General features: G+C 41.7%; 25 protein-coding genes. 14 read left to right on the top strand and 11 right to left on the bottom strand.

Annotated elements, in window-relative coordinates; translation table 11 throughout:
- Positions 1 to 61 precede the first annotated feature (61 nt).
- From AAEY94_RS16595 to trmJ, 4 genes are all read right to left on the bottom strand, one after another.
- Positions 62 to 1,276 (bottom strand): IscS subfamily cysteine desulfurase, encoded by a 1,215-nt coding sequence (locus tag AAEY94_RS16595; protein ID WP_350979284.1) that lies wholly within the window; start codon positions 1,274 to 1,276, stop codon positions 62 to 64.
- Between the two features lie 82 nt (positions 1,277 to 1,358).
- Positions 1,359 to 1,820 (bottom strand): Fe-S cluster assembly transcriptional regulator IscR, encoded by a 462-nt coding sequence (iscR, locus tag AAEY94_RS16590; protein WP_350979283.1) that lies wholly within the window; start codon positions 1,818 to 1,820, stop codon positions 1,359 to 1,361.
- 232 nt (positions 1,821 to 2,052) lie between these two features.
- Entirely contained in the window at positions 2,053 to 2,874 is an 822-nt protein-coding gene (gene cysE, locus AAEY94_RS16585; RefSeq protein WP_350979282.1) for a serine O-acetyltransferase, read from the bottom strand.
- Positions 2,875 to 2,892: 18 nt separating this feature from the next.
- The gene (gene trmJ, locus AAEY94_RS16580; RefSeq protein ID WP_182744314.1) at positions 2,893 to 3,615 is read right to left on the bottom strand and encodes a tRNA (cytosine(32)/uridine(32)-2'-O)-methyltransferase TrmJ; all 723 of its coding nucleotides are present in this window, start codon (positions 3,613 to 3,615) and stop codon (positions 2,893 to 2,895) included.
- A 150-nt stretch (positions 3,616 to 3,765) separates the two neighbouring features.
- Here trmJ and suhB point away from each other — a divergent pair, with 150 nt between their 5' ends.
- The 9 genes from suhB to AAEY94_RS16535 all read left to right on the top strand — a co-directional run bounded on the left by suhB (position 3,766) and on the right by AAEY94_RS16535 (position 11,908).
- A complete protein-coding gene (gene suhB, locus AAEY94_RS16575; protein ID WP_011637882.1) occupies positions 3,766 to 4,569 on the top strand; it encodes an inositol-1-monophosphatase in 804 nt (267 codons plus the stop codon).
- Between the two features lie 291 nt (positions 4,570 to 4,860).
- Positions 4,861 to 5,265 carry a phosphate-starvation-inducible protein PsiE gene (locus tag AAEY94_RS16570; protein ID WP_041413049.1) on the top strand — a complete coding sequence of 135 codons (405 nt, stop codon included), beginning with the start codon at positions 4,861 to 4,863 and terminating at the stop codon, positions 5,263 to 5,265.
- A 295-nt stretch (positions 5,266 to 5,560) separates the two neighbouring features.
- Positions 5,561 to 5,863, top strand: coding sequence for a PilZ domain-containing protein (locus AAEY94_RS16565; protein WP_101088124.1), 303 nt, complete (start codon positions 5,561 to 5,563; stop codon positions 5,861 to 5,863).
- A gap of 102 nt (positions 5,864 to 5,965) precedes the next feature.
- A complete protein-coding gene (locus AAEY94_RS16560) occupies positions 5,966 to 6,634 on the top strand; it encodes an AAA family ATPase (RefSeq protein ID WP_011637885.1) in 669 nt (222 codons plus the stop codon).
- A complete protein-coding gene (locus AAEY94_RS16555) occupies positions 6,621 to 6,971 on the top strand; it encodes a replication protein RepA (protein WP_101088122.1) in 351 nt (116 codons plus the stop codon). The genes AAEY94_RS16560 and AAEY94_RS16555 overlap by 14 nt, the downstream gene beginning before the upstream one ends.
- A gap of 416 nt (positions 6,972 to 7,387) precedes the next feature.
- Positions 7,388 to 9,064: a LytS/YhcK type 5TM receptor domain-containing protein gene (locus AAEY94_RS16550; RefSeq protein ID WP_350979281.1), complete on the top strand. Its 1,677-nt coding sequence runs from the start codon at positions 7,388 to 7,390 to the stop codon at positions 9,062 to 9,064.
- A complete protein-coding gene (gene btsR, locus AAEY94_RS16545; RefSeq protein WP_350979280.1) occupies positions 9,061 to 9,771 on the top strand; it encodes a two-component system response regulator BtsR in 711 nt (236 codons plus the stop codon). Before AAEY94_RS16550 ends, btsR begins: the two co-directional genes overlap by 4 nt.
- 174 nt (positions 9,772 to 9,945) lie before the next feature.
- Positions 9,946 to 11,406 (top strand): carbon starvation CstA family protein, encoded by a 1,461-nt coding sequence (locus AAEY94_RS16540; protein ID WP_350979279.1) that lies wholly within the window; start codon positions 9,946 to 9,948, stop codon positions 11,404 to 11,406.
- A 109-nt stretch (positions 11,407 to 11,515) separates the two neighbouring features.
- Positions 11,516 to 11,908 (top strand): VF530 family protein, encoded by a 393-nt coding sequence (locus AAEY94_RS16535; protein ID WP_101088114.1) that lies wholly within the window; start codon positions 11,516 to 11,518, stop codon positions 11,906 to 11,908.
- Between the two features lie 28 nt (positions 11,909 to 11,936).
- On the opposite strand, the gene AAEY94_RS16530 is transcribed toward AAEY94_RS16535, so the two are convergent.
- From AAEY94_RS16530 to AAEY94_RS16520, 3 genes are read right to left on the bottom strand one after another with little or no spacing between them, the layout of a single operon-like run.
- Positions 11,937 to 12,869 (bottom strand): hypothetical protein, encoded by a 933-nt coding sequence (locus tag AAEY94_RS16530; protein ID WP_350979278.1) that lies wholly within the window; start codon positions 12,867 to 12,869, stop codon positions 11,937 to 11,939.
- 21 nt (positions 12,870 to 12,890) lie between these two features.
- A complete protein-coding gene (gene ribA, locus AAEY94_RS16525; protein WP_101088110.1) occupies positions 12,891 to 13,499 on the bottom strand; it encodes a GTP cyclohydrolase II in 609 nt (202 codons plus the stop codon).
- 37 nt (positions 13,500 to 13,536) lie between these two features.
- Complete coding sequence (locus tag AAEY94_RS16520) at positions 13,537 to 13,893, bottom strand: YibL family ribosome-associated protein (RefSeq protein WP_059746680.1); 357 nt, start codon at positions 13,891 to 13,893, stop codon at positions 13,537 to 13,539.
- A 449-nt stretch (positions 13,894 to 14,342) separates the two neighbouring features.
- Between AAEY94_RS16520 and AAEY94_RS16515 the strand changes: the two genes are divergently transcribed.
- The gene (locus AAEY94_RS16515; protein WP_350979277.1) at positions 14,343 to 16,820 is read left to right on the top strand and encodes a TonB-dependent receptor; all 2,478 of its coding nucleotides are present in this window, start codon (positions 14,343 to 14,345) and stop codon (positions 16,818 to 16,820) included.
- A 206-nt stretch (positions 16,821 to 17,026) separates the two neighbouring features.
- Positions 17,027 to 18,265, top strand: coding sequence for an NADH:flavin oxidoreductase/NADH oxidase family protein (locus AAEY94_RS16510; protein WP_350979276.1), 1,239 nt, complete (start codon positions 17,027 to 17,029; stop codon positions 18,263 to 18,265).
- A gap of 105 nt (positions 18,266 to 18,370) precedes the next feature.
- On the opposite strand, the gene nrdG is transcribed toward AAEY94_RS16510, so the two are convergent.
- The 3 genes from nrdG to rssA all read right to left on the bottom strand — a co-directional run bounded on the left by nrdG (position 18,371) and on the right by rssA (position 22,573).
- Positions 18,371 to 18,838, bottom strand: coding sequence for an anaerobic ribonucleoside-triphosphate reductase-activating protein (nrdG, locus tag AAEY94_RS16505; protein ID WP_350979275.1), 468 nt, complete (start codon positions 18,836 to 18,838; stop codon positions 18,371 to 18,373).
- The gene (gene nrdD, locus AAEY94_RS16500) at positions 18,838 to 20,955 is read right to left on the bottom strand and encodes an anaerobic ribonucleoside-triphosphate reductase (RefSeq protein WP_101088102.1); all 2,118 of its coding nucleotides are present in this window, start codon (positions 20,953 to 20,955) and stop codon (positions 18,838 to 18,840) included. The genes nrdG and nrdD overlap by 1 nt, the downstream gene beginning before the upstream one ends.
- 673 nt (positions 20,956 to 21,628) lie before the next feature.
- Positions 21,629 to 22,573 (bottom strand): patatin-like phospholipase RssA, encoded by a 945-nt coding sequence (rssA, locus tag AAEY94_RS16495; protein WP_101088100.1) that lies wholly within the window; start codon positions 22,571 to 22,573, stop codon positions 21,629 to 21,631.
- A 183-nt stretch (positions 22,574 to 22,756) separates the two neighbouring features.
- Between rssA and AAEY94_RS16490 the strand changes: the two genes are divergently transcribed.
- From AAEY94_RS16490 to AAEY94_RS16480, 3 genes are all read left to right on the top strand, one after another.
- The gene (locus AAEY94_RS16490; protein WP_101088098.1) at positions 22,757 to 24,112 is read left to right on the top strand and encodes a DEAD/DEAH box helicase; all 1,356 of its coding nucleotides are present in this window, start codon (positions 22,757 to 22,759) and stop codon (positions 24,110 to 24,112) included.
- Between the two features lie 153 nt (positions 24,113 to 24,265).
- Positions 24,266 to 24,703, top strand: a complete 438-nt coding sequence (locus AAEY94_RS16485; protein WP_101088096.1) for a DUF3010 family protein — start codon at positions 24,266 to 24,268, stop codon at positions 24,701 to 24,703.
- 126 nt (positions 24,704 to 24,829) lie between these two features.
- On the top strand, positions 24,830 to 25,432 hold the full coding sequence (locus tag AAEY94_RS16480; protein WP_101088226.1) for a M48 metallopeptidase family protein: 603 nt from the start codon (positions 24,830 to 24,832) through the stop codon (positions 25,430 to 25,432).
- Between the two features lie 264 nt (positions 25,433 to 25,696).
- Here the strand turns inward: AAEY94_RS16480 and AAEY94_RS16475 are convergent, their stop codons facing one another.
- Positions 25,697 to 26,281: a beta-class carbonic anhydrase gene (locus AAEY94_RS16475; protein WP_101088094.1), complete on the bottom strand. Its 585-nt coding sequence runs from the start codon at positions 26,279 to 26,281 to the stop codon at positions 25,697 to 25,699.
- Positions 26,282 to 26,725 lie beyond the last annotated feature (444 nt).

Below are 26,725 nucleotides of genomic sequence, written 5' to 3'. Positions count from 1 at the left end.
AAAATCTGTGTCGTTATCAGTTTACGATTTAATGGTATTACACTCATTTAATAAGATTAAATTAGTGATGTGCCCATTGGACTTGCTCTAAATCGATACCATCTTTGAACATCTCCCATAATGGAGACATTTCACGTAACTTATCGATAGATTCAGTTATCGTTTTGATAGCGTGGTCAATTTCTTCATCAGTCGTAAAGCGACCAATAGAGAAACGAATCGAGCTATGTGCCATTTCATCATTTAAACCCAAAGCACGTAATACGTAGCTTGGCTCTAAACTTGCTGAAGTACAGGCTGAACCTGAAGAAACCGCTAAGTCTTTCAAGGCCATCATTAACGACTCGCCTTCAACAAAGTTGAAGCTCACGTTAAAAATACCACTATAGCGTTGTTCCATATCACCGTTGATATAGGTTTCTTCGATGTGTTTAATACCGTTCCACAACTTATCGCGTAGATGAGTAATACGTGCGCTATCAGCTACCATGTCTTGTTTTGCAACAACTGCAGCCTCACCTAAACCAACGATTTGATGTGTTGCTAGTGTGCCACTACGCATACCGCGTTCGTGTCCACCACCGTGCATTTGCGATTCAAGACGAATACGTGGCTTACGGCGAACATATAATGCGCCGATACCTTTTGGTCCATACATTTTATGGCCAGAAATCGAAATCAAATCAACTTTGGTGGTTTGAACGTCAATTGGTATTTTGCCAGCACTTTGTGCCGCATCCATGTGGAAAAAGATGCCTTTTGAACGACATAATTCACCAATTGCGTTGATATCATGGATAACACCAATCTCGTTGTTAACGTGCATAATACTGACTAAAATAGTGTCATCACGCATCGCCGCTTCTAAGCGTTCCATTGGGATAATGCCGTTAGCATCGGGAACAAGATAAGTGACTTCATAACCTTCACGTTCTAACTGACGGCACGTGTCTAACGTTGCTTTATGTTCAGTTTTACTGGTGATGATGTGCTTGCCCTTTTTATGATAAAAATGGGCAATACCTTTAATCGCAAGGTTACTTGACTCTGTCGCACCTGATGTGAAAACAATTTCACGGTGATCAGCATTAATTAAATCGGCAACTTGATTACGGGCGACATCAACCGCCTCTTCTGCTTGCCAACCATAACGATGTGAACGCGATGCTGGATTACCAAACACACCGTCCATTGTCATGTGTTGCATCATTTTTTCTGCGACACGCGGATCTACAGGGGTTGTTGCGGCATAATCTAAATAGATAGGAAGCTTCATAACACACTCCGTACTTAGCAGTCTCAGATGAGGCTACATACAACGTACAAATAATAATTATATATCAATCAACATAGCTGAGTTACAAACTCACTCTATGTTCCTTTTGTATTTCATCTTGCTTTAACGAGATAAATCTTACATCTCGCTTTTGCATTAAACCTGCAAGAGAAATACTGTTTAAAAAATCTGAAATTTGTTTACTTAAGTCACCCCATAAAGAATGGGTTAGGCAACGAGTACCGCTTTGGCAGTTACCTTTTCCTTGACAACGAGTGGCATCTACAGATTCATCAACAGCATGCACGACCATGCCAACTGAGATATCGACGGCTTCTAAACCTAATCGATAACCACCACCGAGTCCGCGGACACTCGACACTAGACCATGTTTACGTAACTTAGCGAAGAGTTGTTCAAGATAAGACAAAGAGATACCTTGTCTTTCAGAAATATCGGCTAAAGGTACAGGACCAGTAGCAGAGTGAATCGCAACATCCAGCATAGCTGTCACTGCATAGCGACCTTTTGATGTAAGTTTCATAACTTGTACTGCTCCCAAAAAGTATGCAGTAATTTCAACATACCCGAGTAATTTAGTCAAGTATTAATCCTACTAAAACACTCGGGTATTATGGCATTGCTTATAACCAAAAGGTCCATGTTTTCGCAGGGCGTATTTAACCTTTTTATCTTGTAAGATTCAATGCCGACAAGGAAATTAATCGCATTATCGGCCATTTCTTTGACTTGAATCTACAATGACTTACGGATTATTAAATACTCGGGTCGAACTTATCAATATCTTGTTTACGATTAGTGGCCGCTTCTCGAGAAGCTTCATCGAATGCATCAACGGTTAACTCTGGCAACTTTTTAGTACAGACTTCACCGCCCATTTGTTGAATGGCATTACACAGTTCTTGTACTTTAGAGTCCATCAAATGCATATGGTCAAGCATTTGCCCAATCGCATTAGCGACCGGATCTGGATTGTCTGGTGACACAGCGTACGCATCAAAACCGTACTTTTTGGCCATTTCGGTGCGACGTTCAGTTTTTTCTTTTGACTGGTTGGTCGGCGAAGACACTACACGTCCAGGAATACCTACGACGGTATGATCGCTTGCGACATCTTTAACAACCACAGAATTAGAGCCAACACGTGCACCATCATGCATAGTGATAGGTCCAAGTACTTTGGCCCCTGCACCAATAACCACATTATTACCTAATGTAGGATGACGTTTGCCTGGCTGCCAGGTGGTCCCACCCAAAGTAACGCTATGATAAAGTGTGCAATCATCACCGATTTCAGCGGTTTCACCAATAACGACACCCATACCATGGTCAATAAAAAAACGTCGACCAATCGTCGCGCCAGGATGAATTTCAACACCCGTTAACCAACGCGAAAATGTTGATAAACAACGCGCAGTAAAGCGCCAGTTGGCAAGCCAGAGTTTATGACTAATACGATGGATCCAAATCGCGTGCATACCGGGATAATTAAATATTATCTCTAAGGTACTGTTTGCGGCTGGATCTCGATGATATATCGATTCAATGTCTTCTTTTAGTCTATCGATGACGCCCATGGTATGTTCCTTTACTGCTTAATCTTGTTTATCCATTTTCTTATCAATGGAAGTCAAAATACCACGAAGAATATTCATCTCTGGTGCTTCAATACGTGCACGAGTGTATAAACGACGAAGTTTAGTCATCACTTGTCCAGGATGATTCTTAATCACAAACCCTGTTTTAGACAACGTCGACTCTAAATGGACGAAGAAACGTTCTAGCTCAGAGGTTAATGGATATTCATCCGTTACAGTGGGTGTTTCTGTTTGCGCTAGATGGGCAACTCGAGTTTCATAACAAATAATTTGTACTGCTTGAGCCAAGTTTAGCGAGCTATATTCTGGGTTTGCCGGAATAGCTACATGGTAGGTACATTTTTGTAACTCTTCATTACTTAAGCCATGATTCTCACGACCAAAAACAATAGCAACAGGGCCATTTAAGCTTTCTTTAGTGAGTTTCAAACCCGCTTCACGAGGATCAAGCATCGGCCAATCAAGAGTACGGCTGCGTGCACTCGTGGCAATGACTAGACTACAATCGGCTATGGCTTCTTCTAACGAATCAACTCGCGTAAGGTTTTTCAGAATGTCTGACGCACCAGCAGCTAGTGCTATCGATTGCCCATCAGGCTCTGTTCTTGGCTCTGCAAGATATAAATTTGATAAGCCCATGGTTTTCATCGCTCTAGCAGTAGAGCCAATATTACCAGGGTGTGAGGTACCAACTAAAACAACACGAATATTACTGAGCATGTAGCACTTTCTTTTAGCTAAAAATATTATCCGTATATTATCACAATCGTTAAAAATTACGTTATATGAAAATCTGCATTTGATATAACTGTCAAATTAAGTATAATGCGGGCGCTATTTTACTCGTTCTTTAACATCCAGGGGATTGCAATGCATCCGATGCTGACTATTGCCACGCGCGCTGCTCGCGCCGCGGGCCAAACTATTATGCGCGCCTATACTGAACTTGACCGTGTTGAGGTAAGCAGTAAAGGTATTAATGATTTTGTGACTAGTGTAGACAAGGAAGTAGAAGCAACTATTACATATCAAATTCGTAAATCTTATCCAGACCACACCATTATTGGTGAAGAAAACGGTGAAAACCGTGGTACTGATAAAGACTACATTTGGATTGTTGATCCTTTGGATGGCACTAACAACTTCGTTCGTGGTATTCCTCACTTCGCGGTATCTATCGCATTACAATATAAAGGCAAAATTGAAGTTGCCGTTATTTACGATCCTGTCCGTGAAGAATTATTTTCAGCGATTCGCGGCAAAGGCGCTAAGCTCAATGATTTCCGTTTACGTGTAACCAACGTAAATGATTTGAGCAGCACCATGATTGGCACCGGTTTCCCATTCAAAGCACGTCAACACACTGAAAGCTATATGGCTATTTTGGGTGAAGTATTCCCATTATGTGCTGATATCCGTCGTGGTGGTTCTGCTGCATTAGATTTAGCTTACGTCGCTGCAGGCCGTTTAGATGGTTTCTTTGAAATTGGTCTTAAGCCGTGGGACATTGCTGCGGGCGACTTAATTTGTCGTGAAGCTGGCGGTACTGTTACTGACTTTATGGGCGGACACAACTATATGGTTTCAGGAAACATTGTGGCTGGTAGTCCAAAAGTGACCACGCAATTAGTTAAAACTATGCGTCCCCTACTAAATGAAGGTTTAAAACGTTAATCGTTTACCTTTATTTAGACAAACCGCTAGAGCATCGCTTTAGCGGTTTTTTTATGTCTATTGAATGGCATGACTCTAGCCTCGTGAAGGATTAATCTGAGCCTAGTAAAGATAAAACGCTAACTAATGACTCATAACGGCGTAAATCATACTATATCGATATTGAGTGGAGAGTATATTAACCACTTATTCTGCAAACCACAGTTTATCTCAAAAAATCGACCCAGATCACTGGGAAATTATGCGGAAGTCGTCAATAATAGTGTTTTGATTTTATTAATGAAGATGACTATGCCATTACTGCGAAAAGTAGGACTAAAATCCTTAAAAAATATCGAACATTTAGTATTATTAATTATCGCACTGGCAACGGTATTTGCTATTGGTGAAGAAATTCTCCACATGATTGCCATTCGAACCGTCGAGCTGGCCGATTTACTATTACTGTTTATTTATCTTGAAGTTTTAGCGATGGTCGTTAATTATATTGAGTCCGGTAAATTACCTATTCGTATGCCGCTTTATATTGCAATTGTTGCATTGGCTCGATACTTGATTTTAGACATGAAAGGCATGGAAGATTGGCGTATTTTAGCCATTTCACTGTCGACAATTTTACTGGCTGGCACGGTAATTGTGATTCGTTGGGGTCAGTTGAAAATGCCTTACCCTAAAAACCAAGACTACGATAATTAATCACCTTAACTGCCACTCAACATACCGAGTATCGATGACTCAGCATTATAATGATAATTTTGTCTTGCTTAACAAAGCAGTTATGCTAAAAATTACTAACAGCATAAAAAGGTAAATGTATAAGTCGATGTAAAACGTTAACACTCAGCACTGAATGTTAACGACAACAATAATGAGCTAAACAATAGAATGTTGTAAGGCTAGCGGTAATTAGGCATCTATAGTCTTGATGATGAATTATCGCCAAACAACAGTTCAAGATGCCGATAGACGGATCATTTCAAGGAGAAACAGGATGGGCCAAGAGCCAACAGGATTCGAAGAAAAACGCGGTTCGTTACGTGTAGATATGGAAGCTGAGCGGATCCGCCTAGATTGGATTAATGCTCATGGTGAATCATGTGTCGACCATGGTATCTGCATCGATCTTGCTCGCAAAGGGGTATTATTTGACTTTAAAACCTCTTTTAAAGTGGGTGATTTGATAGCCTTAACGTTCAATGAAAACACCGATAAACAAAATACCATTAAAGGCCAAGTTTGCCGTTGCACCGAATGCTCACCTCATAGTTACCATATTGCTTTACAGCTAATTTAATTGATTATTTTCATGCAGTCCTTTATGGCTGCTCTATACTCAAGATAAAATACTAATCGATATTTTCGGTGCTACAAAGCGCCTAGCATCAAGGATCACAACATGATATTGCTGGTTGGTGGAGAAAAAGGTGGCAGTGGCAAAAGCTGTTTAGCACAAAATATTGCTGTACATATTAGCCAAAAACACGATGCAAATGTACTTATGGTTGACTGCGATCCGCAACGAACCACATCCGACTGGATCCAAGCTCGTAATAATGACCCCAGCCTAAAAGCCATCAATTGTATTCAGCTTTATGGAAAAATCCGTAATGATCTACTGAGTCTTAATGATCGGTTTGACTATGTCATTGTTGATTGTGGTGGCCAGGATAATCTAGCAATGCGAGCTGCCATGTCTGTCGCAACCTATGTTGTTATCCCACTTCGTCCTAAGCGACGCGATCTTAAAACCTTACCTCATATGGAAGACATGCTCAGTACTTGTAAAATGGTCAATCCTAAAATGATTGCCGCCATTGTGATAACACAATGCCCTGCACTGCCATCTCAAGGTAAACGGATTTTAGAAGCTAAGGAAGTGGTTGAGTCTTTTGGTTTACGCGCACTCAATTCAGTGACGTTTAGTCGTAACATCTATGATGACAGCGAAGAAAGCGGTTCTTCAGTGCTTGAAATCGATCCTAGCGGTAAAGCGGCAGATGAAATTAGAGCCATTGCCGATGAGCTTTTTGCCATTCCACCAGAAAATAGTTATGAGTTTAACTGATCTTAAGCGCAAGAAACCCAAAGATACCCGAGTAAAGGTATCTGTAGACGACTTTATCGAAGATGCTAATAATTATGCGTTAGGTCTTGGGGCATCGCATGGTCAACCCGATATCACTTCAACAACTCAAGAGTTCTTAAAAGGGCTCGATAAAAAAAGCACTAAAATTTATCGTCATGCCACTTTCACACTGACCGAAAAAAGCATTTCACAATTGGATGAGATAGCCAAAACCAGCAAAGTTGCCAAATCCAAAATTCTCAGAATACTCATTGATGAGTTTTATCAGCAAAGTAGTGTGAAACAATCTGATTTATTGCGTAAAACATCACGTTAACAGCAACAGTTTTTGGTTAATATCTTCAGAATATACTGGCATAGATGCGGTCCTGTGATGCACCAAATACCCAAGTTATAGCGTATTATCGATTGTGAGCAATGATATGTTTAGACAACTCATCATGGTCGACTCATCATGGTCGACTCATTAGTCGTGACAAAACGTGATAGTTCAGCGATGCATCGAAATACAATATCCCGGTTCTAAAACAACCTTAGTTGATAACCTATTATTACTGTTGATAGCTTTTTAACAATAGACTGAAATTGAAATAGTATGGTTTTATATTACACTCACATTTTGAAAACCAGATGCTGAGAACTAGACTTGACTAACCTGTTAATACACGCTCACAAGAGTCAATAATATATCCACCACAATTTGACTGCGTTTAATTAATCCAAAGAGAATATATGTCGTTAATAATACTGCTAACACAGCAAATGTGTGTTTACTTAGTTATCGTTTACTTAGTCAGTAAAACGCCATTGTTTAAACTTTTCGCAGAAACATCAAAAAGATTACCGCACAAAATTTTTATCTATCTGGTGTTCTCCAGCTTTTGCATTATGGCGACTTACTTTGGTGAGCAAACATCTGGAGCCATCGCCAATACTCGTGCTATGGGTGCTGTGTTGGGCGGATTATTAGGTGGACCAGTCACTGGTCTACTGGTTGGGTTAACAGGTGGATTACACCGTTATTCAATGGGTGGATTCACTGATATTGCTTGCGCCATATCCACCACCTTAGAAGGCTTATCCGCGGGTATGATCAGTTATTACTTCAAAAAAGCCGGTAAATCAGAAATGGTTTATCAGCCAATTGTGGTATTTGGTGTGACGTTTATGGCTGAAATAATGCAGATGTCGATAATTGTATTAATCGCAAAACCCTTTGACCAAGCCTGGGAATTAGTCAAACTCATCGCCCCGCCAATGCTACTGATTAACTCATTAGGCGCGGCGATGTTTATGAGTATTGTTCGCGACCAAAAGGCCATGTTTGATAAACTTTCTTCCAGCTTTTCGACTAAAGCACTCAAAATAGCTGAGCGCAGTGTCGGCTTACTGTCTAAAGGGTTTGATTTAGAGTCGAGCCAAAAAGTCGCCCAGATAGTAATAGAAGAAACCCAAGTCGGCGCAGTCGCCATTACCGACACCACTAAATTACTGGCATTTATTGGGCTTGGTGCCGATCACCATATACCTAATACGCCTATTTCCTCAAAAATCACTCTCGAAGCCATCGCACAAAATAGTGTGATGTTTGCTGATGGTGTCGATACCACTTATTCCTGTTCTATATCGCCCAATTGCAGTTTAGGCTCAAGCCTAGTTATTCCGCTGCGCAGTAACGACGAAGTCATTGGCACCATTAAATTATACGAGCCTAAAAACAAATTGTTTTTAAACATTAATCGTACTTTAGGCGAAGGCATTGCCAGGTTACTGTCTAACCAAATTCTTTATGGCCGCTTTGAACAACAGCAAAACTTATTGATACAAGCAGAGATAAAACTACTACAAGCTCAAGTTAATCCACACTTTTTATTTAATGCACTCAATACAATCAGTGCAATTATTAAGCGTGACCCGCAAATGTCTAAACAATTATTACAGCAGTTATCGCAATTTTTACGCATCAACTTAACCCGAACGACTGGACTTGTGACAATGGCTGATGAACTTGAGCACATAGACGCTTACCTAGCCATTGAACGCGCCCGTTTTATCGACAAACTGCAAGTCAACATAGATATTGCTATGATTTATCATCACCAAAAAATGCCTGCATTTACCTTACAGCCTTTGATTGAAAATGCAGTTAAACACGGTACGTCGCGGATGCTTGATGCTGGTGTTATTGATGTTAAAGCCACATTAGACGGCGATGACTTATTGCTTAACGTGACCGATAATGCCGGTTTATATCAACCCTCTAAAAACACAGATGGTTTAGGCATGAACTTAGTCCACAAACGAATTCAAAATTTATTTGGCAGCCAATACGGTATTGAAGTTGAGTGTGAACCCGATGTATTCACCCGCGTTAGTGTGCGTTTACCGTTAAAGGAAATTGACCAATGATCTCGTGCTTAATCATTGATGATGAACCCTTCGCCCGCCAAGCAGTGGCAGATTTACTCGACAAACATCCTGATATCAAAGTCCTTGGACAGTGTAGTAATGCCATTGAAGCACTACAACAAATTAACCTGTTAAAGCCCGATCTGATTTTTGTTGATATTCAAATGCCACGGATAAATGGCATGGAGTTAATCGCCATGCTTAATCCTGAAAAAATGCCACGAGCAGTATTTATTACCGCATTTGATGAATATGCGATCAAAGCATTTGATAACAATGCATTCGACTACTTACTTAAACCCATCGATGAAAAACGCTTTAACCAAACTTTAGACAAAGTACGCACCAACATGACGCCGCAATTAATGACGCAGATACTGCCAACGCAATTAGCCCATTTACCCTGCTACAGCGGCAATAAACTCAAAGTTGTCGCTACCGCTGATGTAGAATTTATAGTCAGTGATGTAGGCGGTATTCATGTGTGCTCCAATAAAGGTTTCAGTCACACCCAATTAACCCTTAAGGTATTAGAGCAAAAAACCGCGTTATTTCGTTGCCATAAACAATACTTACTGGCCCCAAGTGCTATTTCAGAAATTGAAATCACCGACACGGGTGCAGAAGTCACCACCCATAGCGGGGCAAAAGTGCCGGTGTCACGTCGTTATCTTAAAGAGTTAAAGCAGTTGCTTGGATTTCAATAACCAGGTATACACCACATAAAGCGTGACATGCACCACATTTGCCCAACCACCAACACCGCTCAGGATGACTATTTACCGCTTACTCAGCCTTTTTAACCTGTCACTCAGTTAGTCCCAAATTACCTATTTTGATGTTTTAAAATGATGTCACTATAAAAATGGGGAGATAACAAAATGACGTGGTTTTTACTTTGTGTAGGCCTGCTAATTGGCGGCTATTTTATTTATGGGGCTTTTGTCGAAAAAGTGTTCGGCATTAACACCCAAAGACAAACGCCTGCTTTCACTCAGACAGACGGTGTCGACTTCGTACCGATGTCTAAAGGGAAAGTATATTTAATTCAGCTGTTAAACATTGCTGGTGTCGGTCCAATTTTTGGTCCGATCCTTGGTGCCCTTTATGGCCCGGCGGCGATGCTATGGATAGTATTTGGTTGTATTTTTGCCGGTGCGGTTCACGATTATTTTTCGGGGATGTTATCGGTACGCAATAACGGTCAATCAGTTCCTAACTTGGCTGGTAAATATTTAGGTAAAAATGCCAAACACTTTATGAACTTGTTTGCCATTATCTTATTGTTGCTAGTTGGCGTGGTGTTTATCTCTGCTCCTGCAGGATTACTAAGCAAACTTACCGGACTAGATGTCACCATCTTTGTTGGTATCATTTTTGTGTATTATTTAATTGCTACCATCGTGCCTATCGACAAGATTATTGGTCGCTTATATCCATTCTTTGGTGCATTACTGGTCTTTATGTCACTCGGACTGATTATAGCGTTAGCATTATCAACCGAACATACCATGTTACCTGGTTTTGAAATGGGTGACTTCTTTAGCAACTTAAACCCAAATGACATGCCATTATGGCCAGCCTTGTTCATCACGATTGCATGTGGTGCAGTATCGGGATTCCATGCAACACAATCACCTTTAATGGCGCGCTGCGTTGAAAATGAATCAAACGGCCGCTTTGTATTTTTTGGCGCCATGATTGGTGAAGGTGTTATTGCATTAATTTGGTGTGCAATTGCATTATCATTCTTTGGTGGTGTTGAAGGATTGAATGTCGGTATGGCTGGTAACCCAGCAAATGTTGTATACGAAGCATCTAATGGGCTATTGGGTACATTTGGTGGCTTCTTGGCTATCTTGGGTGTCATTGTATTGCCTATCACCTCTGGCGATACCGCATTTCGTTCAGCGCGGTTAATTTTGGCAGAGTTCTTTAACATCAAGCAAATTGAGTTACCGAAGCGTTTATTGCTCGCGTTACCATTATTTGTCGTCGGTGCCGTATTGACTCAAGTCGACTTTGGTATTATCTGGCGCTACTTTGGTGTCGCAAACCAGACTACTGCTGTATTAATGTTATGGACCGCTTCAGCTTACTTACTGCGCTACAATAAATTCCATTGGATTTGTACTGTACCGGCTATGTTCATGACCTGTGTTGTGATTAGCTTTATGTTGAACTCATCAACATTAGGTGCAGGTCTACCGATGACGGTGTCAACCATTGCAGGTTTAGTCACTACCGCAATCATTGCGACAATGATTATTATTAAAACCAAAGGCAAAGGGGATATTGACACTGACGAAGATGACAAAGTTGAACTAGTCAACGAGCTATAGAGGTTAATATCATCAATAAACGGCAGCTTCGGCTGCCGTTTCTGTGTTGATATCACTTTGGCAACAATGTGGGTATAATATTGCCAAACTTAATTAGCTCGCACGGCTCATGACACAAGCAAACAATCCGCTTCACGGCATAAAACTAGAAACTATCGTGACTTCACTCGTTGAAAAGTACGGCTGGGAAGAGCTCGCATCTAGGATAAACATTCAGTGTTTCAAAGATAACCCGAGTGTAAAATCAACCTTGAAGTTTTTACGTAAAACGCCTTGGGCTCGTGACAAAGTTGAATACTTATATCGTAAAGCAAACAAGCTGCCATTACCGCCGCCTAAAGAAGATAGCCGTGGATCATTTTCTGCTAAATCTCGGCCAGCCAAAGCCAAAGTGAATGCGGCTAAACCTGCAGCAAATAAAGTCGTTTCTGCTAAAGCTAGCTCAGAGACTGCATCGACAGAACCTGTGAATGCCAATATTTGGGGAACTAGCTCAAATTAATGTATTCACCTATTCACATTGGTAGGGCTTATAGCGGAAATTCAAAAATTAAGCGCCACACTTTAAGCCCACCACCGACTTGATAACTTAATCCAAAATGTTCAATTTCGACACTGTCTAAGCCTATCGCACTCAAGTTGATAGGTTTAGAGAATGCTAGCGTTGCGCCTATTTCATAGGTGTATGAGGTTAGAACATCTTTCCCAACTGGGGTAACAAATTTTAGTTTATCGAAATACCAGTGTCCGGCAATAAACAATCTCGGTTCAACCCGGACATCTTGCCACTGCCAATCATAATTAACCCCAAAATCTACACCTGTTTTAAAAACCGAATAGCCTTCTGTGCTGTCGTTTTGATTACTTTGGTAACCTGCATAATAAATCCGATTTACCCAAATAGGGGTAAACAAAGGCGCATCAAGTTTATAGAGTGCAGAAACGCCAGTGGAAAAAATACCCACATGACTGTAAGTTGAAAAATTATGTCCATAGCCTAAATCAACATAGCTCTCAAGCGTTAACTTGTCGTCCACCAGCCAGTGATATTCAAGCCCAGGGGTTAGAGTAATTGTGCCGACATTGTTAGGAATGCTGCCTTGAGGTAGGTCATTAAAGGAGTAATCAAAAAAACCAAATGATGCAGTAAAGCGTAACTTCAATAAATAGTCATCTGTTGAGTCAAGCACAAATCCCATAGGAATATTGGCGACAGCAGCGCTTTGGCCAGAAGTTCGATACACACCGCTGCCTAGGTAATTGGCAAATGCATAATGAGACGCGTCAGGTTCAGTGATCAGCTCTGGTGGTGTAGTCGGCGTTAATTCAGTAGCATGACTCATACTGCTACAAACAATAAGCAATATCATCAAAGATAAGCGGAAGGTTACATCTATAAAACGCAGGTAATCAAACAATGATGATTCAATAAGCGGTAAGTTCTGCCTTTGTTTCATCATCATTTAGACTATTATTGTTGCAGACTATTCATCGTGGAAATGGTATTCCGACATCATATGGCCCAACTCTGTTGATTTGGTCTTTAAGTATGATTCGTTATAGCGATTCTTTCCCACTTGTAACGGAATACGTTCTGCGACTTCGATACCCATATTTTGCATCGCCATCACTTTACGCGGGTTATTGGTCATCAACTTTACTTTAGTCACGCCAATTTGCGTTAACATCGGCAAAACCATGTCGTATTTACGCATATCAGCTTCAAAGCCTAAACGCTCATTCGCTTCAACCGTATTGGCACCAGCATCTTGCAGCTCGTAAGCTCTTATTTTATTAAGCAACCCAATACCACGGCCTTCCTGGCGCAAGTACAGAAGAAACCCCTGCCCTTGTTCAGCAATACTCTGCATTGCTGCTTGTAATTGAAAACCACAATCACAACGTAAACTAAATAATGCATCACCGGTCAAACATTCAGAATGAATACGACCTAACATGGGCTCTGTGGGATCCAGTTGACCAAATGTCAAAGCAACGTGTTCTTTACCTGTCGCGGTTTCTTCAAAACCGTGCATAGCAAAAACACCCCAAGGAGTGGGTAACTTAGATGTTGCGATATACTTTACCGACATGAATTAACCTTACGACAACTAACTGTAAAAGAAAATATTAGAACTTAGCAGGCGCAAAACCCGTCACATCTTTTATGCCCATTTCACGGCCTAATGCCGTTAAAGGATGCACAACGACTAAACCTTTAACCGACTTGTTTAACTTACCCATATCGGCTTGTTCGGCTTTAGTCAGCACGCGCTTAAATCCTAACGCTTTCAACGCCACACCTTCTTTGCTAAACTCGCGAGTTTGCTGGCCTTTAATGCTGGCGATTCGCTTAGTCACTGTCGCCACTTCTTTCTTAAACTGCAGGACAATCGTGGCATCGCCACGTGCTTCAGCCGCAGCTAACTTGCGACGAAACTTGTCTAATTTATCATTCAATGTCTGCAGTTCTAGCTTTAAATTCATTTGATTACCTTAAGTGCTTTGGCGTGTTAGTGAATCGTTTACGCTTATACGTTTATCACAACACCGTTTCGGAGGCAGATTATATACCCAAAACCACCTAAGATGCGAATAGCAAACGCTTCATATATGAATGTACAGGCAAAGTTTTTCACCCTGTACAAACAATCTGGATATTATCGCATTACAATTAATCATCAGCGTGAGACGCGGTGCACTTATTGGATAACAAATACTAATGTGTGCTTAAGCCACTTAATACCTAAGCTTTACCATGATTTATGCCCTTTATTGGCAAGTTAACCATGCTCATTCCTCACTCAAATTGTGCAATTGATCAGCAATCAAATCACCAAAACCCATTCTTTGCCACATTTATCACAACACACCATTGCAATACTTATGATAATCATTATCATTCGCAACATTGTTAATAAAGAGCCTAACCCGTTATGACGCCATTACGTTTATCGCTACTCGCCCTTGCTTGTCAAAGTGTGCTGTTTCCCGTTTATGCTCACGCACAAACGCCTACTTCCCAATCTGAGGTTACAACACAACCTGCAGATGATACGACCAATGCATCATCCTCTACCAATTATGAACGAATAACAGTTTATGGCAGACAAAACCAAGTAGTGATGAACTCCGGCTTAGCAACCAAATCTGATATGTCGCTGATGGAAACGCCTGCCGCGGTGGTGATTGTTGATGAAGCATTAATTGATGCCCAAGGCATCACCAACATGCAAGATTTGGTTCGTAACATCAGCGGCGTAACTCAAGCGGGTAATAATTATGGTATTGGCGACAATTTGGTCGTGCGCGGATTAGGCGCCAACTACACTTACGATGGTATGTATGGCGGTGCTGGATTAGGTAACACCTTTAATCCAACTCGTTCACTAACCAACGTGAGTTCCGTTGAAGTACTCAAGGGCCCTGCTACTGGTCTGTATGGTATGGGCAGCGCGGGTGGCGTGATTAACCTTATTGAGAAAAAACCTCAATTTGACAGTAAACAGTTGTTTGAAGCTGAAGTGGGTCAATGGGATAGTTATTCTCTCATGGCTGATTCTACGGGCGGAATAACTGACGATTTAGCCTATCGCCTCGTGGCAAAAACGGCTCGTAGTACAGGTTATCGAGATCTTGGTACCGACCGCGATGAAATATATGGCTCGCTTAAATATGTATTGAATGAAAACCAAAATATTATGCTATCAACAGCATATATTAGCGATGCGATCCCCGTCGATTCAATCGGCCATCCTATCCGCATTTATAACGCAGCTTCAGTCGAGGGGAAAACCGCTGGTGAAGTCAGCTGGCAAGACTTAGTCAACGACCCTACCAGTAATGGTTTACAACTAACAGACGATCAGCGCCAACAATTAACCGACTCGTTAAGCGCAAATGATGGCCTAACACCGTATGAGTTTGGTCATAACGGTCTTATTTCACCAATGGCGAAAGACAATGAAGGCGAAGAGTTGCGCTTTAAACTAAGTCATAATGTGTACTTAACCGATGACTTATTTTTAAACCAACAACTGCAATACCGTAATTACGAAACCAGCTTTGCTCGTCAAACAGGGGCTTATAATTATGTTTATTGGCAACGTAGTGGCGTCATTAACGCTGACCCACGTGCGCCCTTGGTTGAAGATGGCACTCTATACCCTTATGCGGCACGCCGTCAGGAATACCGCAAAGTCTCGGCAGAAGAAAAGTCATGGCAGTATTTTGCCGACTTACGTTATGACTTCGACATTGGCAATATCAGTAACGAATTATTAGTTAATGCTAACTTTGAAGATCGCGATATTCGCTTTAAACAGTATTCAATTTACGACGCAGATTACACCTTGAAAGATGCCGATGGTAATTTGTCATATCAAGGTTCGCTACCGTATATTTATGATATCCGTAACCCCAATTGGGGCGAAGGTGAATTTGAAGACTACGATCCATTATTAACCAGTAACTACAATAAATCTGTCACAGCTTGGGGCTTGGGCTTACAACATGTGGGTTATTTAGGTGGCGGATTTACTAGCCGTATTGGTGTCGCATTCAATGAAATTAAACAAAGTTATGAACACTTGGGTGTCGATGCTCGTTACAGTAGTAGCTTAGCAGACCCTCAACCAGAAGCGGATACCACAGATAACGGTGTAACCTACAATTTAGGCCTAACTTATATGCCTACTGACGATATCTCTATTTTCGTTAATCATTCTAAAGGCCGTACAGCATACAGTGTGTTAGGCGATGTAAAAGGCAATGAAGCAGACCGTGAAGATTCTCAATCTATCAGTAATGATTTAGGTATTCGTGCCAAAGCATTTGATGATCAATTGCTCGCCTCTTTGGTCTTTTTCAAAACATCACGTACTAATGTGGCTTATAGCAATCCAGAATACGAAAGCAGCGAAGCAACACCTGATATCTTCCCGTATTTTTACGACGGCAGCGAAGATACTAAAGGGGTTGAGTTAGATCTGAATGCATATTTAAGTGACCAATGGAAAGTCAACGTTAACGCGGTTTACCAAGATGCTAGAGACAATCAAAATCCAAATAGCAGTGATTATGGCCAACGTCAAAAAGGTGTACCTTATGTCACAGCGGGCGCTTGGGTAACTTATGCCGCAGAATTTGCCTTACCAGCACCGGTATCAATCAGTCTTGGGGCTAAATATGTCGATGAACGCAGCACACACTCTAGCTCATTTGGTATTCCAGATGGTTATGTGCCAAGTTATACGGTAATCGATTCAGCGATTAGTTATGACGTTGAACGTTATAAAATCCAATTGAACATTAATAACTTATTTAATGAAACATATTACGATAAAGCCATGTTCTTAGGCGGATTACCCGGCGAAGAGCGTAATGCGAAGTTAACCCTAACTTATCGTATTTAAAAACATATCAATCTGGATTTTTTTTGCTCGAAATCTAGATCTCAATTTAGCGTTAAATCTAGCGCTAAATTGAGTAACGAGATGATGAAAGCACTGCCTGTGGCAGTGCTTTTTTATCCCTTTCTAACTAAGGACAATTGACTATCTAGGCTACTTGTAGGATAAACAACACATTAATTTAGCGGCTTACCTTAGGATATTATTTCATGGCTAATACCATTTTCACACCATACACCTTGAGCAATGGTGCCATCATCCCCAATAGATTGGTTAAAGCCGCAATGGAAGAAAACCTTGCTAACACCTTACAACAACCTGATGACGCATTGTTCAACTTGTATGAAGCATGGGCAAAAGGCGGCGTAGGATTAATGATCACCGGTAACGTGATGATTGATCCCTTAGCCATGACCGGCCCTGGCGGAGTGGTATTAGATCCCAACAGCGCACTTGAGCCGTTCATCCAATGGGCCAAAACAGCTAAGCAAAATAACGCCAGAATATGGATGCAAATCAATCATCCAGGCCGTCAAGTGTTTAAAGCGATGGGCGGTAAAAATCTAGCCCCTTCTGCCATCGCTCTCGATTTAGGCAAACACTCATCCATGTTCTCTCAACCAAAAGCGATGACAACAGCAGACATTGAAGAGGTTATCCAACGGTTTGCTACCACGGCACAATTGGCTCAACAAGCTGGGTTTGATGGAGTACAAATTCATGCTGCACACGGATACTTGCTGGCTCAATTTTTATCGCCGTTAACCAATCAACGTAATGATCAATGGGGCGGAAAGCTTGAAAATCGTGCCAAGTTATTACTCGAAGTGGTTAAGCAAGTAAGACTTAAATGTGGTGCCGATTTCGATGTAGCAGTAAAACTCAACTCTGCCGATTTCCAACGCGGTGGCTTTGATGTCGACGACGCCGAAACCGTCATTAATATGTTGGCACAGTATCACGTTGAAATGGTGGAATTATCAGGTGGCAGCTACGAAGCACCAGCCATGCAAGGTCGCAGTGCTGATGAGCGAACGTTAGCTCGAGAGGCTTATTTTTTAAGTTTAACAGCGCAATTGGTCCAGCGTAGCCCTATTCCATTAATGTTAACCGGAGGTATTCATCGCCTACCTGTGGCTCAACAAGTTATTGATGCTGGTTTTGCATTATGTGGTATCGCTAGCGCCCTCGCCTTCTATCCTGACTTAGCCAATAGATGGCAAATTCAGCCAGAGTTTGTCCCGTCAATTCCAACAGTCAATTGGCAGAGTAAACCTTTGGCTGGACTGGCGACGATGGCCGTCATTAAACGCCAACTTCGTCGTGTAAGCCAAGGTAAGTCGCCACACACTAATGATTCACCATTGTGGAGTTTATTAATCGATCAATATAAAACCAAACAGCGCACTAAACGTTATCGCCATATTGTGGGTCTTTCTAATCATTAACGGGTTAACGATTAGCGGATTAAACATTTATTTGCTAACGATTAGCGCGCTGACAGTTAAAGAGCTGACAGTAAGCGACTCGTCTTAACGCCTTCATATAAAACGCTAGCGCGTAAAACGATGGATCTGTTGATTGCTACTGCCGCGCCATAATAGCGCGGGGTCGGCTTTGTCTTGCTCATACTTACCGTCAATCAACACATCCACAAAGTTCACCACAGCTTGTTGCTGCGGTGTAAGTTCAGCCAGTTGATAACCGGTCCACAGCCAAATATCTTTATCGGGACATTCCAGCTTTATCCGCGTAACCAATTTTAGTACGACTTCAAGATTGGCGGGATGCAGCGGATCGCCACCACTTAACGACAAGCCTCGACGGTAAATACGAGTATCGATTAAATCGTCAATGATCTGATCTTCTAGTGCCTGGCTAAAGACATGACCAGCATCTACACGCCAAGTACTTTGGTTATAGCAACCTTTACAACCATGCTCGCAACCGCTGACAAATAACGTACAGCGGGTGCCTTCGCCGTTGATCACATCAACGCTATGATATGCACTGTAATGCATTATAAATGCTTCACTCTACGCTTAACCTCTTCTTGCTTACCGAAGTTAAATGGTCGTGCATCTGGGCTACCTAAATAACCACACACGCGACGAGTAACAGACACTCGGCTTGGCTCATGATTACCACATTTAGGACACACAAAGCCCTTACTAGTACAATTAAATTCACCAATAAAACCGCAATCGTAACACTCATCAATGGGAGTATTGGTGCCGTAATATGGCACTCGGCTATAACTGTAATCCCAAACGTTTTCGAGCGCTTCAATATTGTGCTGCATGTTGGGATATTCGCCGTAACAAATAAACCCACCATTAGCGATCGCTGGATAAGGTTGTTCAAAATCAATCTTATCAAAAGGATTTACTTTCTTTTCGACATCTAAGTGAAAACTATTGGTGTAATAGCCTTTGTCGGTCACACCTGCCACTACGCCAAACTGGGTAGTATCAAGCTGACAAAAACGGCTGCATAAATTTTCACTTGGGGTACTGTATAAACTAAAGCCATAACCCGTTTGTTGTTTCCAAGACTCAGTGGCTTGCTTTAAATGACTAATAATGGCGACAGCTTTATCACGTAATTGTGTGTTATCAAACACATGTTCAGCATTGCTATATAAAGCATTAATGGTTTCGTGAAGACCAATAAACCCTAACGAAATTGATGCCCGGCCATTTTTAAAGATTTCGCTCACATCATCATCCGCATTTAGGCGCACACCACAGGCGCCTTCCATATAAAGGATTGGTGCCACTCGTGCTTTGACTCCGGCTAAACGGGCAATACGCGTTTCTAAGGCTTTGCGGGCAATTAACAAACGCTCATCGAGTATTTGATAAAAACGCTGTTCATCTTTACCTGCTTCCAACGCTATACGCGGTAAATTAAGACTGACAACACCTAGATTATTGCGGCCTTCATGGACCAATTGACCATTTTCTTCATAGGCGCCCAAAAATGAGCGACATCCCATTGGGGTTTTAAACGAACCGGTGACTTTCACGACTTGATCATAATTGAGAATATCTGGGTACATGCGCATACTTGAACACGTTAAGGCCATCTTTTTGATATCGTAATTAACATCAGTCGCTTTATGATTCACGCCATCTTTAATGGCAAACACCAATTTTGGAAAGACTGCTGTTTTACGATTTTTACCTAAACCCGCCATACGTACAGTTAACATCGATTGCTGAATTAAACGCGACTCCCACGACACGCCTAAACCAAAACCAAATGTGACAAATGGCGTTTGCCCATTGGCGGTATGCAGGGTATTCACTTCATATTCAAGTGACTGGAATGCGTCATGACACTCTTTTTCGGTTTGTGTCATCGCATAACCTTCTACGTCAGCCACTTGCCATTTTTTTGCGACGCTAAGGTGCTTTTGGTAACTGATTTGCACAAACTCAGCTAACACTTCGTCGATACGGTTAATTGTGGTACCACCATAAATGTGGCTCGCGACCTGGGCAATAATTTGCGCCGTAACAGCAGTGGCAGTTGAGATAGACTTAGGCGGTTCTATTTCAGCATTACCCATTTTAAAACCATGCGTTAACATGCCGGCTAAATCAATTAGCATGCAGTTAAACATCGGAAAAAAAGGCGCATAATCTAAGTCGTGATAGTGAATTTCGCCTTTTTCATGGGCGGCTACCACATCTTTTGGCAGTAAATGGGTTTTGGCATAATGCTTGGCCACAATGCCCGCTAATAAGTCTCGCTGGGTCGGGATGACTTTGGCATCTTTATTGGCATTTTCATTTAAAATCGCACTATCCGATTGCTCAACTAAACCGCGAATAGCACAATTTAATTTACTCTGGGTTTCACGGTGTTTATCTCTATCGTGACGGTACTCAATGTAATGACGCGCCACCGACTTAAACGGGCCCGACATTAATAAATTTTCAACTGCATCTTGTAGTTCGTGAATATCAACTTCGGTCTTCACAGCCATTTGCTGCTCTACCGTCTGCGCTAATTGCTGTGCATATTGATGGTCGGCTATACCTGCAGACTCCATTGCTGCCACAACAGCCTCTTTGATTCGACATCCATCAAAAGCAGTTCGGCATCCATCCCTTTTCACTACTACAAGCATATAACCATCCTTTACAAGCACTATATATAGCGCTTTAATACACGCACAACACAAGATAGAGTGTATTAGACACATTTACGCGGAGTAATACCTTGATCCAGATCATAATTGTCGGCAGTACTTAATATTGAAAAAACACTTGCTATCAACGATAGATATTGTAGGAATAGCAACTAATTTTGACAGGCTAATACAAGGGGATAAAAACGACATAATTTAGCGATTTGGGATGCTTTGCTGAATCGATAATCTGATGTGCAAACGCCATAAGGGTTGTATTTGACAACTTAAAATGGTGCTGAATGACGGTATTAAGTCATTGATCGAACCTTAAATGGCTAGATCAACAACATAAATAACGTACCCACTGTATCTAATGACTCGGTAGTTATCGTTAGATAATTGCGGGTAGACCATTGCGGATAGATCATTGCGGGCAAGTCACTACTAGATAATGACTAAAACACCATGAGTTAACTATGAGATAACTACTAGATAACGATGAGAGAGTGAATAATCTTATCAACTACATCAGACTGCGCAGGTTAGACAATGCCCTAGTTGAATAACAAACGCGGATTTAATGACAAACACCGATAAAATAGCAAGCATTCACTTAGCGGCAATCAACGGGTGTATTTATCATAAACACACCACTATATTCGATACTGCTTCAACATTTCTTTAAGGTCGCTTCGATTAAATGTTTAATATCACTTACAGCCTGCTCACCTGCTTTAATCGCTTCTTTAGCGCGATGAAACTCCATGGTGCCAATATCACCCACATCAGGTACGATGCAAATATCAGGTGGCTCGCCCATTAGGCGTGAACGTTTATGGCGTTGTTCTAAAATATCCATCGATTGTGACATCACCGCCAGCATACCCGGATGGGATTTTGAACTTCCTAAAGAGAATTTATCGGTTAAGCCATTCATATAATCTTTGCCTTTACCCCATAGGTCCATAAAGCCAGATTCAAGCTCGCGCTTTTCATCAATAGGTTCAGACTTAGTGGCTTTGCGGCTTTTTACTTGCTCTGGGATTAAGTGCATTTGGCCACGACGATGGCCATTTAAATCCACCGCAATAACCACATCAACGCCCATAGAGCGAGCTAATGATACCGGCACAGGATTCACTACCGCACCGTCAACAACCCAGCGATGCCCTTGCTGTACTGGGGGTAAAAAGCCCGGCATTGAACATGAAGCCCTAACAGCATGGCGTAAGTCACCTTCTTTAAACCAAATCTCTTGCCCAGAATATAAATCTGTCGCGACTGCAGCAAAGGGACGATTCAGCTGTTCAATGTTAAGGTCGCCAATACGATTAGCCAATACATCAAATACTTTTTCACCACTGATAAGTCCGCCTTTGCGCCAGCCTAAATCCATTAACCCGAGTACATCCCAACTTGAAAATCCACTCACCCAGGTTTCAAGTTCACCCAAATGATTATTGGCATAGGCAGCACCCACTAATGCACCTACCGAACAACCTGCCACTTTGTCAGGATAAATATCTAACTTGGCTAAACCATTCAATACCCCAATATGTGCCCAACCTTTAGCGGCTCCACTGCCTAGCGCTAATCCCACGGTGAGCTTTGTCATCTTTCTTTCCTTCCATGCTCGGTATTCAATTTTACGATACGCCCGCCTGAATCGTCCCATAGCGACGTCGAACTCAGGCAATAATATAAAGCTAAGAAATAGCATAACTAAAGCGACTCTTGTTGGCTATAGCAAGGTGAAACAGCTATAATCGTCGGCTATCATTTTTTAGGGGATTTACCTTTGCAATTTACCGATTTTTCGTTGGACAAGCGCCTGCTTGACAGTCTAAAGCACCTTGGCATTTCTACGCCTACCGATGTTCAAGCGCAAGCACTTCCCATTGCCTTATCAGGTAAAGATTTAATGGCATCGTCTAAAACCGGCTCAGGTAAAACCTTAGCGTTTTTATTGCCCGCAATGCAACGCGTGATATCCACTAGAGCATTGTCGAAAAAAGATCCTCGGGTACTTATCTTGTTACCGACTCGTGAATTAGCCCAGCAAGTTTATGGCCAATTACGTTTATTAGTCGCCAATACCCAATATAAAGCCATTAGCGTACTCGGCGGTGAGAACTTTAACGACCAAGCCAAAGCATTGGCCAGAGATCCACATTTCATTGTTGCCACACCGGGACGTATTGCGGATCACTTACAACAGCGCCACTTATATTTAAATGGCTTAGAATTACTGGTTCTTGACGAAGCTGACCGTATGCTCGATTTAGGTTTTGCGCCACAGCTAAAAGCCATTAATGATGCCGCTGATCATAAGCGTCGCCAAACGTTAATGTTTTCAGCTACGTTAGATCATGAAAGCATCGGTGACATTGCAACAACATTGCTAAAAACACCAAGCCATGTCTCTATCGGTGAGTCTTACACTGAACATAAAGATATTGAGCAACGAATTATTTTGGTTGACCATTTAGACCATAAACAAGCCTTGCTACAGCACATCTTAAGCCAAGAGCAACACAAGCAAGTGATTGTATTTACCGCTACGCGTTCAGATACCGACCGTTTAGCCACGCTATTGGCTGCGCAAGGTTTTGCCACCTCAGCACTCAGTGGTGATTTAAAGCAATCGGCTCGTAACCAAATTATGGATCAATTTGCTCGTGGCCAATCAAAAATATTAGTGACAACCGATGTGGCATCACGCGGCCTTGATTTAATCAACGTATCATTAGTGATTAACTTTGATATGCCAAAGTTTGCAGAAGAGTACGTCCACCGTATTGGTCGTACTGGCCGTGCAGGCGCTAAAGGTGATGCGGTTTCATTTGTAGGTCCTAAAGATTGGGACAGCTTTAAAAAAGTACAATTGTTTTTACGTAAAAATTTCGACCTCACGGTGATTGAAGGCTTAAAGGCCAAATTTAGCGGTCTAAAAGATAAGCCTCAGGCAGGCAAAGCTGGTACCAGTGCAAAAGCAGCTGTGATCAGCAATAGAGTTAGCGCACCTAAAAAACCTAAAGCGGCACCAAAGAGTGATAAACGCTTTATCACTGGCGTCGATGTCGGTGATGCGCCAGTTCGCCGTAAAGTTAAGCCTATTGTCATTATCGAAGACGACGGCACAGCAGAAGACTAAATAGCCCATAAATCGCAGGTAATCTGCAAGTAGATGACCAACAAACCGCGATGACAGAATAATGAATGCAGGGCAGTACACTGCCCTGCAACAAATGAACGATAACGAGCATGCCAACGGCACACTCGTATGAATAAACCAGTAAGGATTAACATGAAAATTTGTGGTGTGGAATTAAAAGGCGGCGAAGCCATTATCTGTTTACTGACCTATGAAGGCGAAACCTATAACGTGCCAGCATGTCGTAAAGTTTCATTCAGTATTTCACAATCAGCTAGCACGGACTCAATTCGTGAGTTTGATTTTGCGTTTAAAAAACTAATGAGCGACTACAAAGTCGATGAAATAGCTATTATTGAACGTGAACAAAAAGGCAAGTTTGCCGGCAGTGCCACCAGCTTCAAACTTGAAGCGGTACTTCAATTAATGGACCTTCCAGTTTCGCTTATTTCTCCATTGATTATTAAAGAGCAATTAAAGCGTAACCCGCCACAAGTTGACTTTGAATCATTGGATCTAAAACGCGTGCAGCTTAATGCATTTGATGTTGCTTATGTTCAGCATAACCGACTCATCTTCGGTAAAGTGTAACCCACCGCTTTCACCGTTCTATATTGGCGTTATCGATACCGACTCAGATAACGGTAACGCCAAAAAATCAGTTGAACTACAACCATGTCAGATACTAAAACTAAAAAACCTAAAGCCCCACCTAAAATGCCAGTCAAGTCGGCAAGCCAATCATTAAAGCCAAAAACAGATCTCAGCCTGTTAGTCACCAGTGCCGACATTAAAAAGCAGCAAAGTGAACAAAGTGCATTGCGTTATTTGAATGGTTATCGTCCTGACGTGGTCGAGAAAATTCGCCAACTCGTTGACGCTAACGCCTTAGCTGCCCACTTTTTAACACGCTACCCCAAAATACACGACGTTCGCACAGACAAAGCCTTATACGATATGGCGCTGACATTAAAAAATACCTATATGCGTCAGTCAGACCCATTAGCCAAAGTCATTTTTGACGAAAAAATCAGCTTAAGCCACCATGCCCTGGGTTTGCATTCTTATGTTAATCGCCGCCAAGGTAATAAAGTGAAAGCCAAAAATGAAATTAGAATTGCAGCACACTTAAAACACGTTCCGTTTGAGCTATTACAAATGGTAGTGGTGCACGAATTGGCCCATCTGCGGGAAAAGGAACACAACAAAGCTTTTTATCAACTATGCAGCTTTATGTTAGCAGATTACCACCAATTAGAATTTGATATGCGAGTATGGTTAGTAGCTGAAGAAGTCGGTCAATCGCCCTATGCGAAGTAATCGATAAGCTATTGGCTCAATATTTTGTTTTAAAAAGACCCAGATACTGAGGGCTTGCAAACAGACCCCTCCATACTGAACAGAACAAATTAATCCATAAGTTAAGCACCGACATATTCAAGTTTGATTGTGTTGTAACTCATTTATGGACAAAGGTTAGTTTAAGATCTGGCCTGCAGCCACTAACGTCGCAAATAACCGGATATCAAAAGCCGCATAGCGCGAAGCGGCGCAGTTCTTGACAGTCCGAGTTATTTTGCCTTGTTAGATTTTTGCCTTGCCGGCTTCTGTTGCCTCTGGAACTTCTACAAGGCTTCCAGATTTACAGTCATAAATATAGCCATAAATTGGAATATCACCTGGAACCATTGAGTTACTTCTGATTCGCTGAACATCCTCCAAAACACTTTTTTCTTGATCACTGATAGTTAACCAATTGATGTATTTACCATCGGTTGTACCACCACCAGCATTGCTATCGTGCCAACCCGAGGCATCAACGCTTGCGGTTTTGAGACTACCAGACAACAAACCACCCATAATTTCATTGTTGAATGTTTCCATCCCACAATCCGTATGGTGAATTACAAACCATTCTTTCGTTCCAAGTAACTTATATGAAATTACCAAGGAACGGATGGCATCATCACTTGCTCGGCCACCCGCATTACGAATCACATGGGCATCACCTTCAGCAAGACCTGCATATTTTGCAGGATCTAAACGAGCATCCATGCATGTAAGTATTGCAAACTGCCTTCCAGGAGGCATTGGTAGATTACCTTTATCTCCAAAGTCAGCCACGTAATTAGCATTTGCAGATGTTACTTCCTCTACTATTTTACTCATCATCATTCTCCTTTGTTTTGCCGCCAATTTTTCTCTATTGCTAGTTTCCACGACAGATTATGAAAACCTAACATTTTAGTCTTTATGCGTTGTGCTATTTGCGACGCATTAATCGCTTGTTGGACTTGGCCGATGCCTAGTCAAAGTTAATTGGCATACTTAATGCTATTTTTGATGCTGGCTCTGGGCTACAGAGCAGTTTTTGGGTCAATTGATATCGAGTAGTGGGTAAGTTTTCATTGGAATCACTTTTCATAGTATTTTTCTATCATACATCTTTAAGCTTGGCTGATTCAATGAGGGTTATAAACTCAATTGAAACCGAAAATTTTTATGATTACATAACGAGAAACAAAACGGCTAATTTACAAAAGGCAAATTATAACTGTGCTTATGCACAGCATTAGAGGTCTATGCCTTCTATGGTATTTGTTGAAAAAAATA

The organism is Shewanella sp. AC34-MNA-CIBAN-0136 (assembly GCF_040309945.1).
In the GTDB taxonomy this organism is placed as follows: Bacteria; Pseudomonadota; Gammaproteobacteria; order Enterobacterales; family Shewanellaceae; genus Shewanella.
The sequence above is the reverse complement of the archived record's forward strand: the minus strand, read 5'-3'. Positions and strand labels throughout refer to the sequence as shown.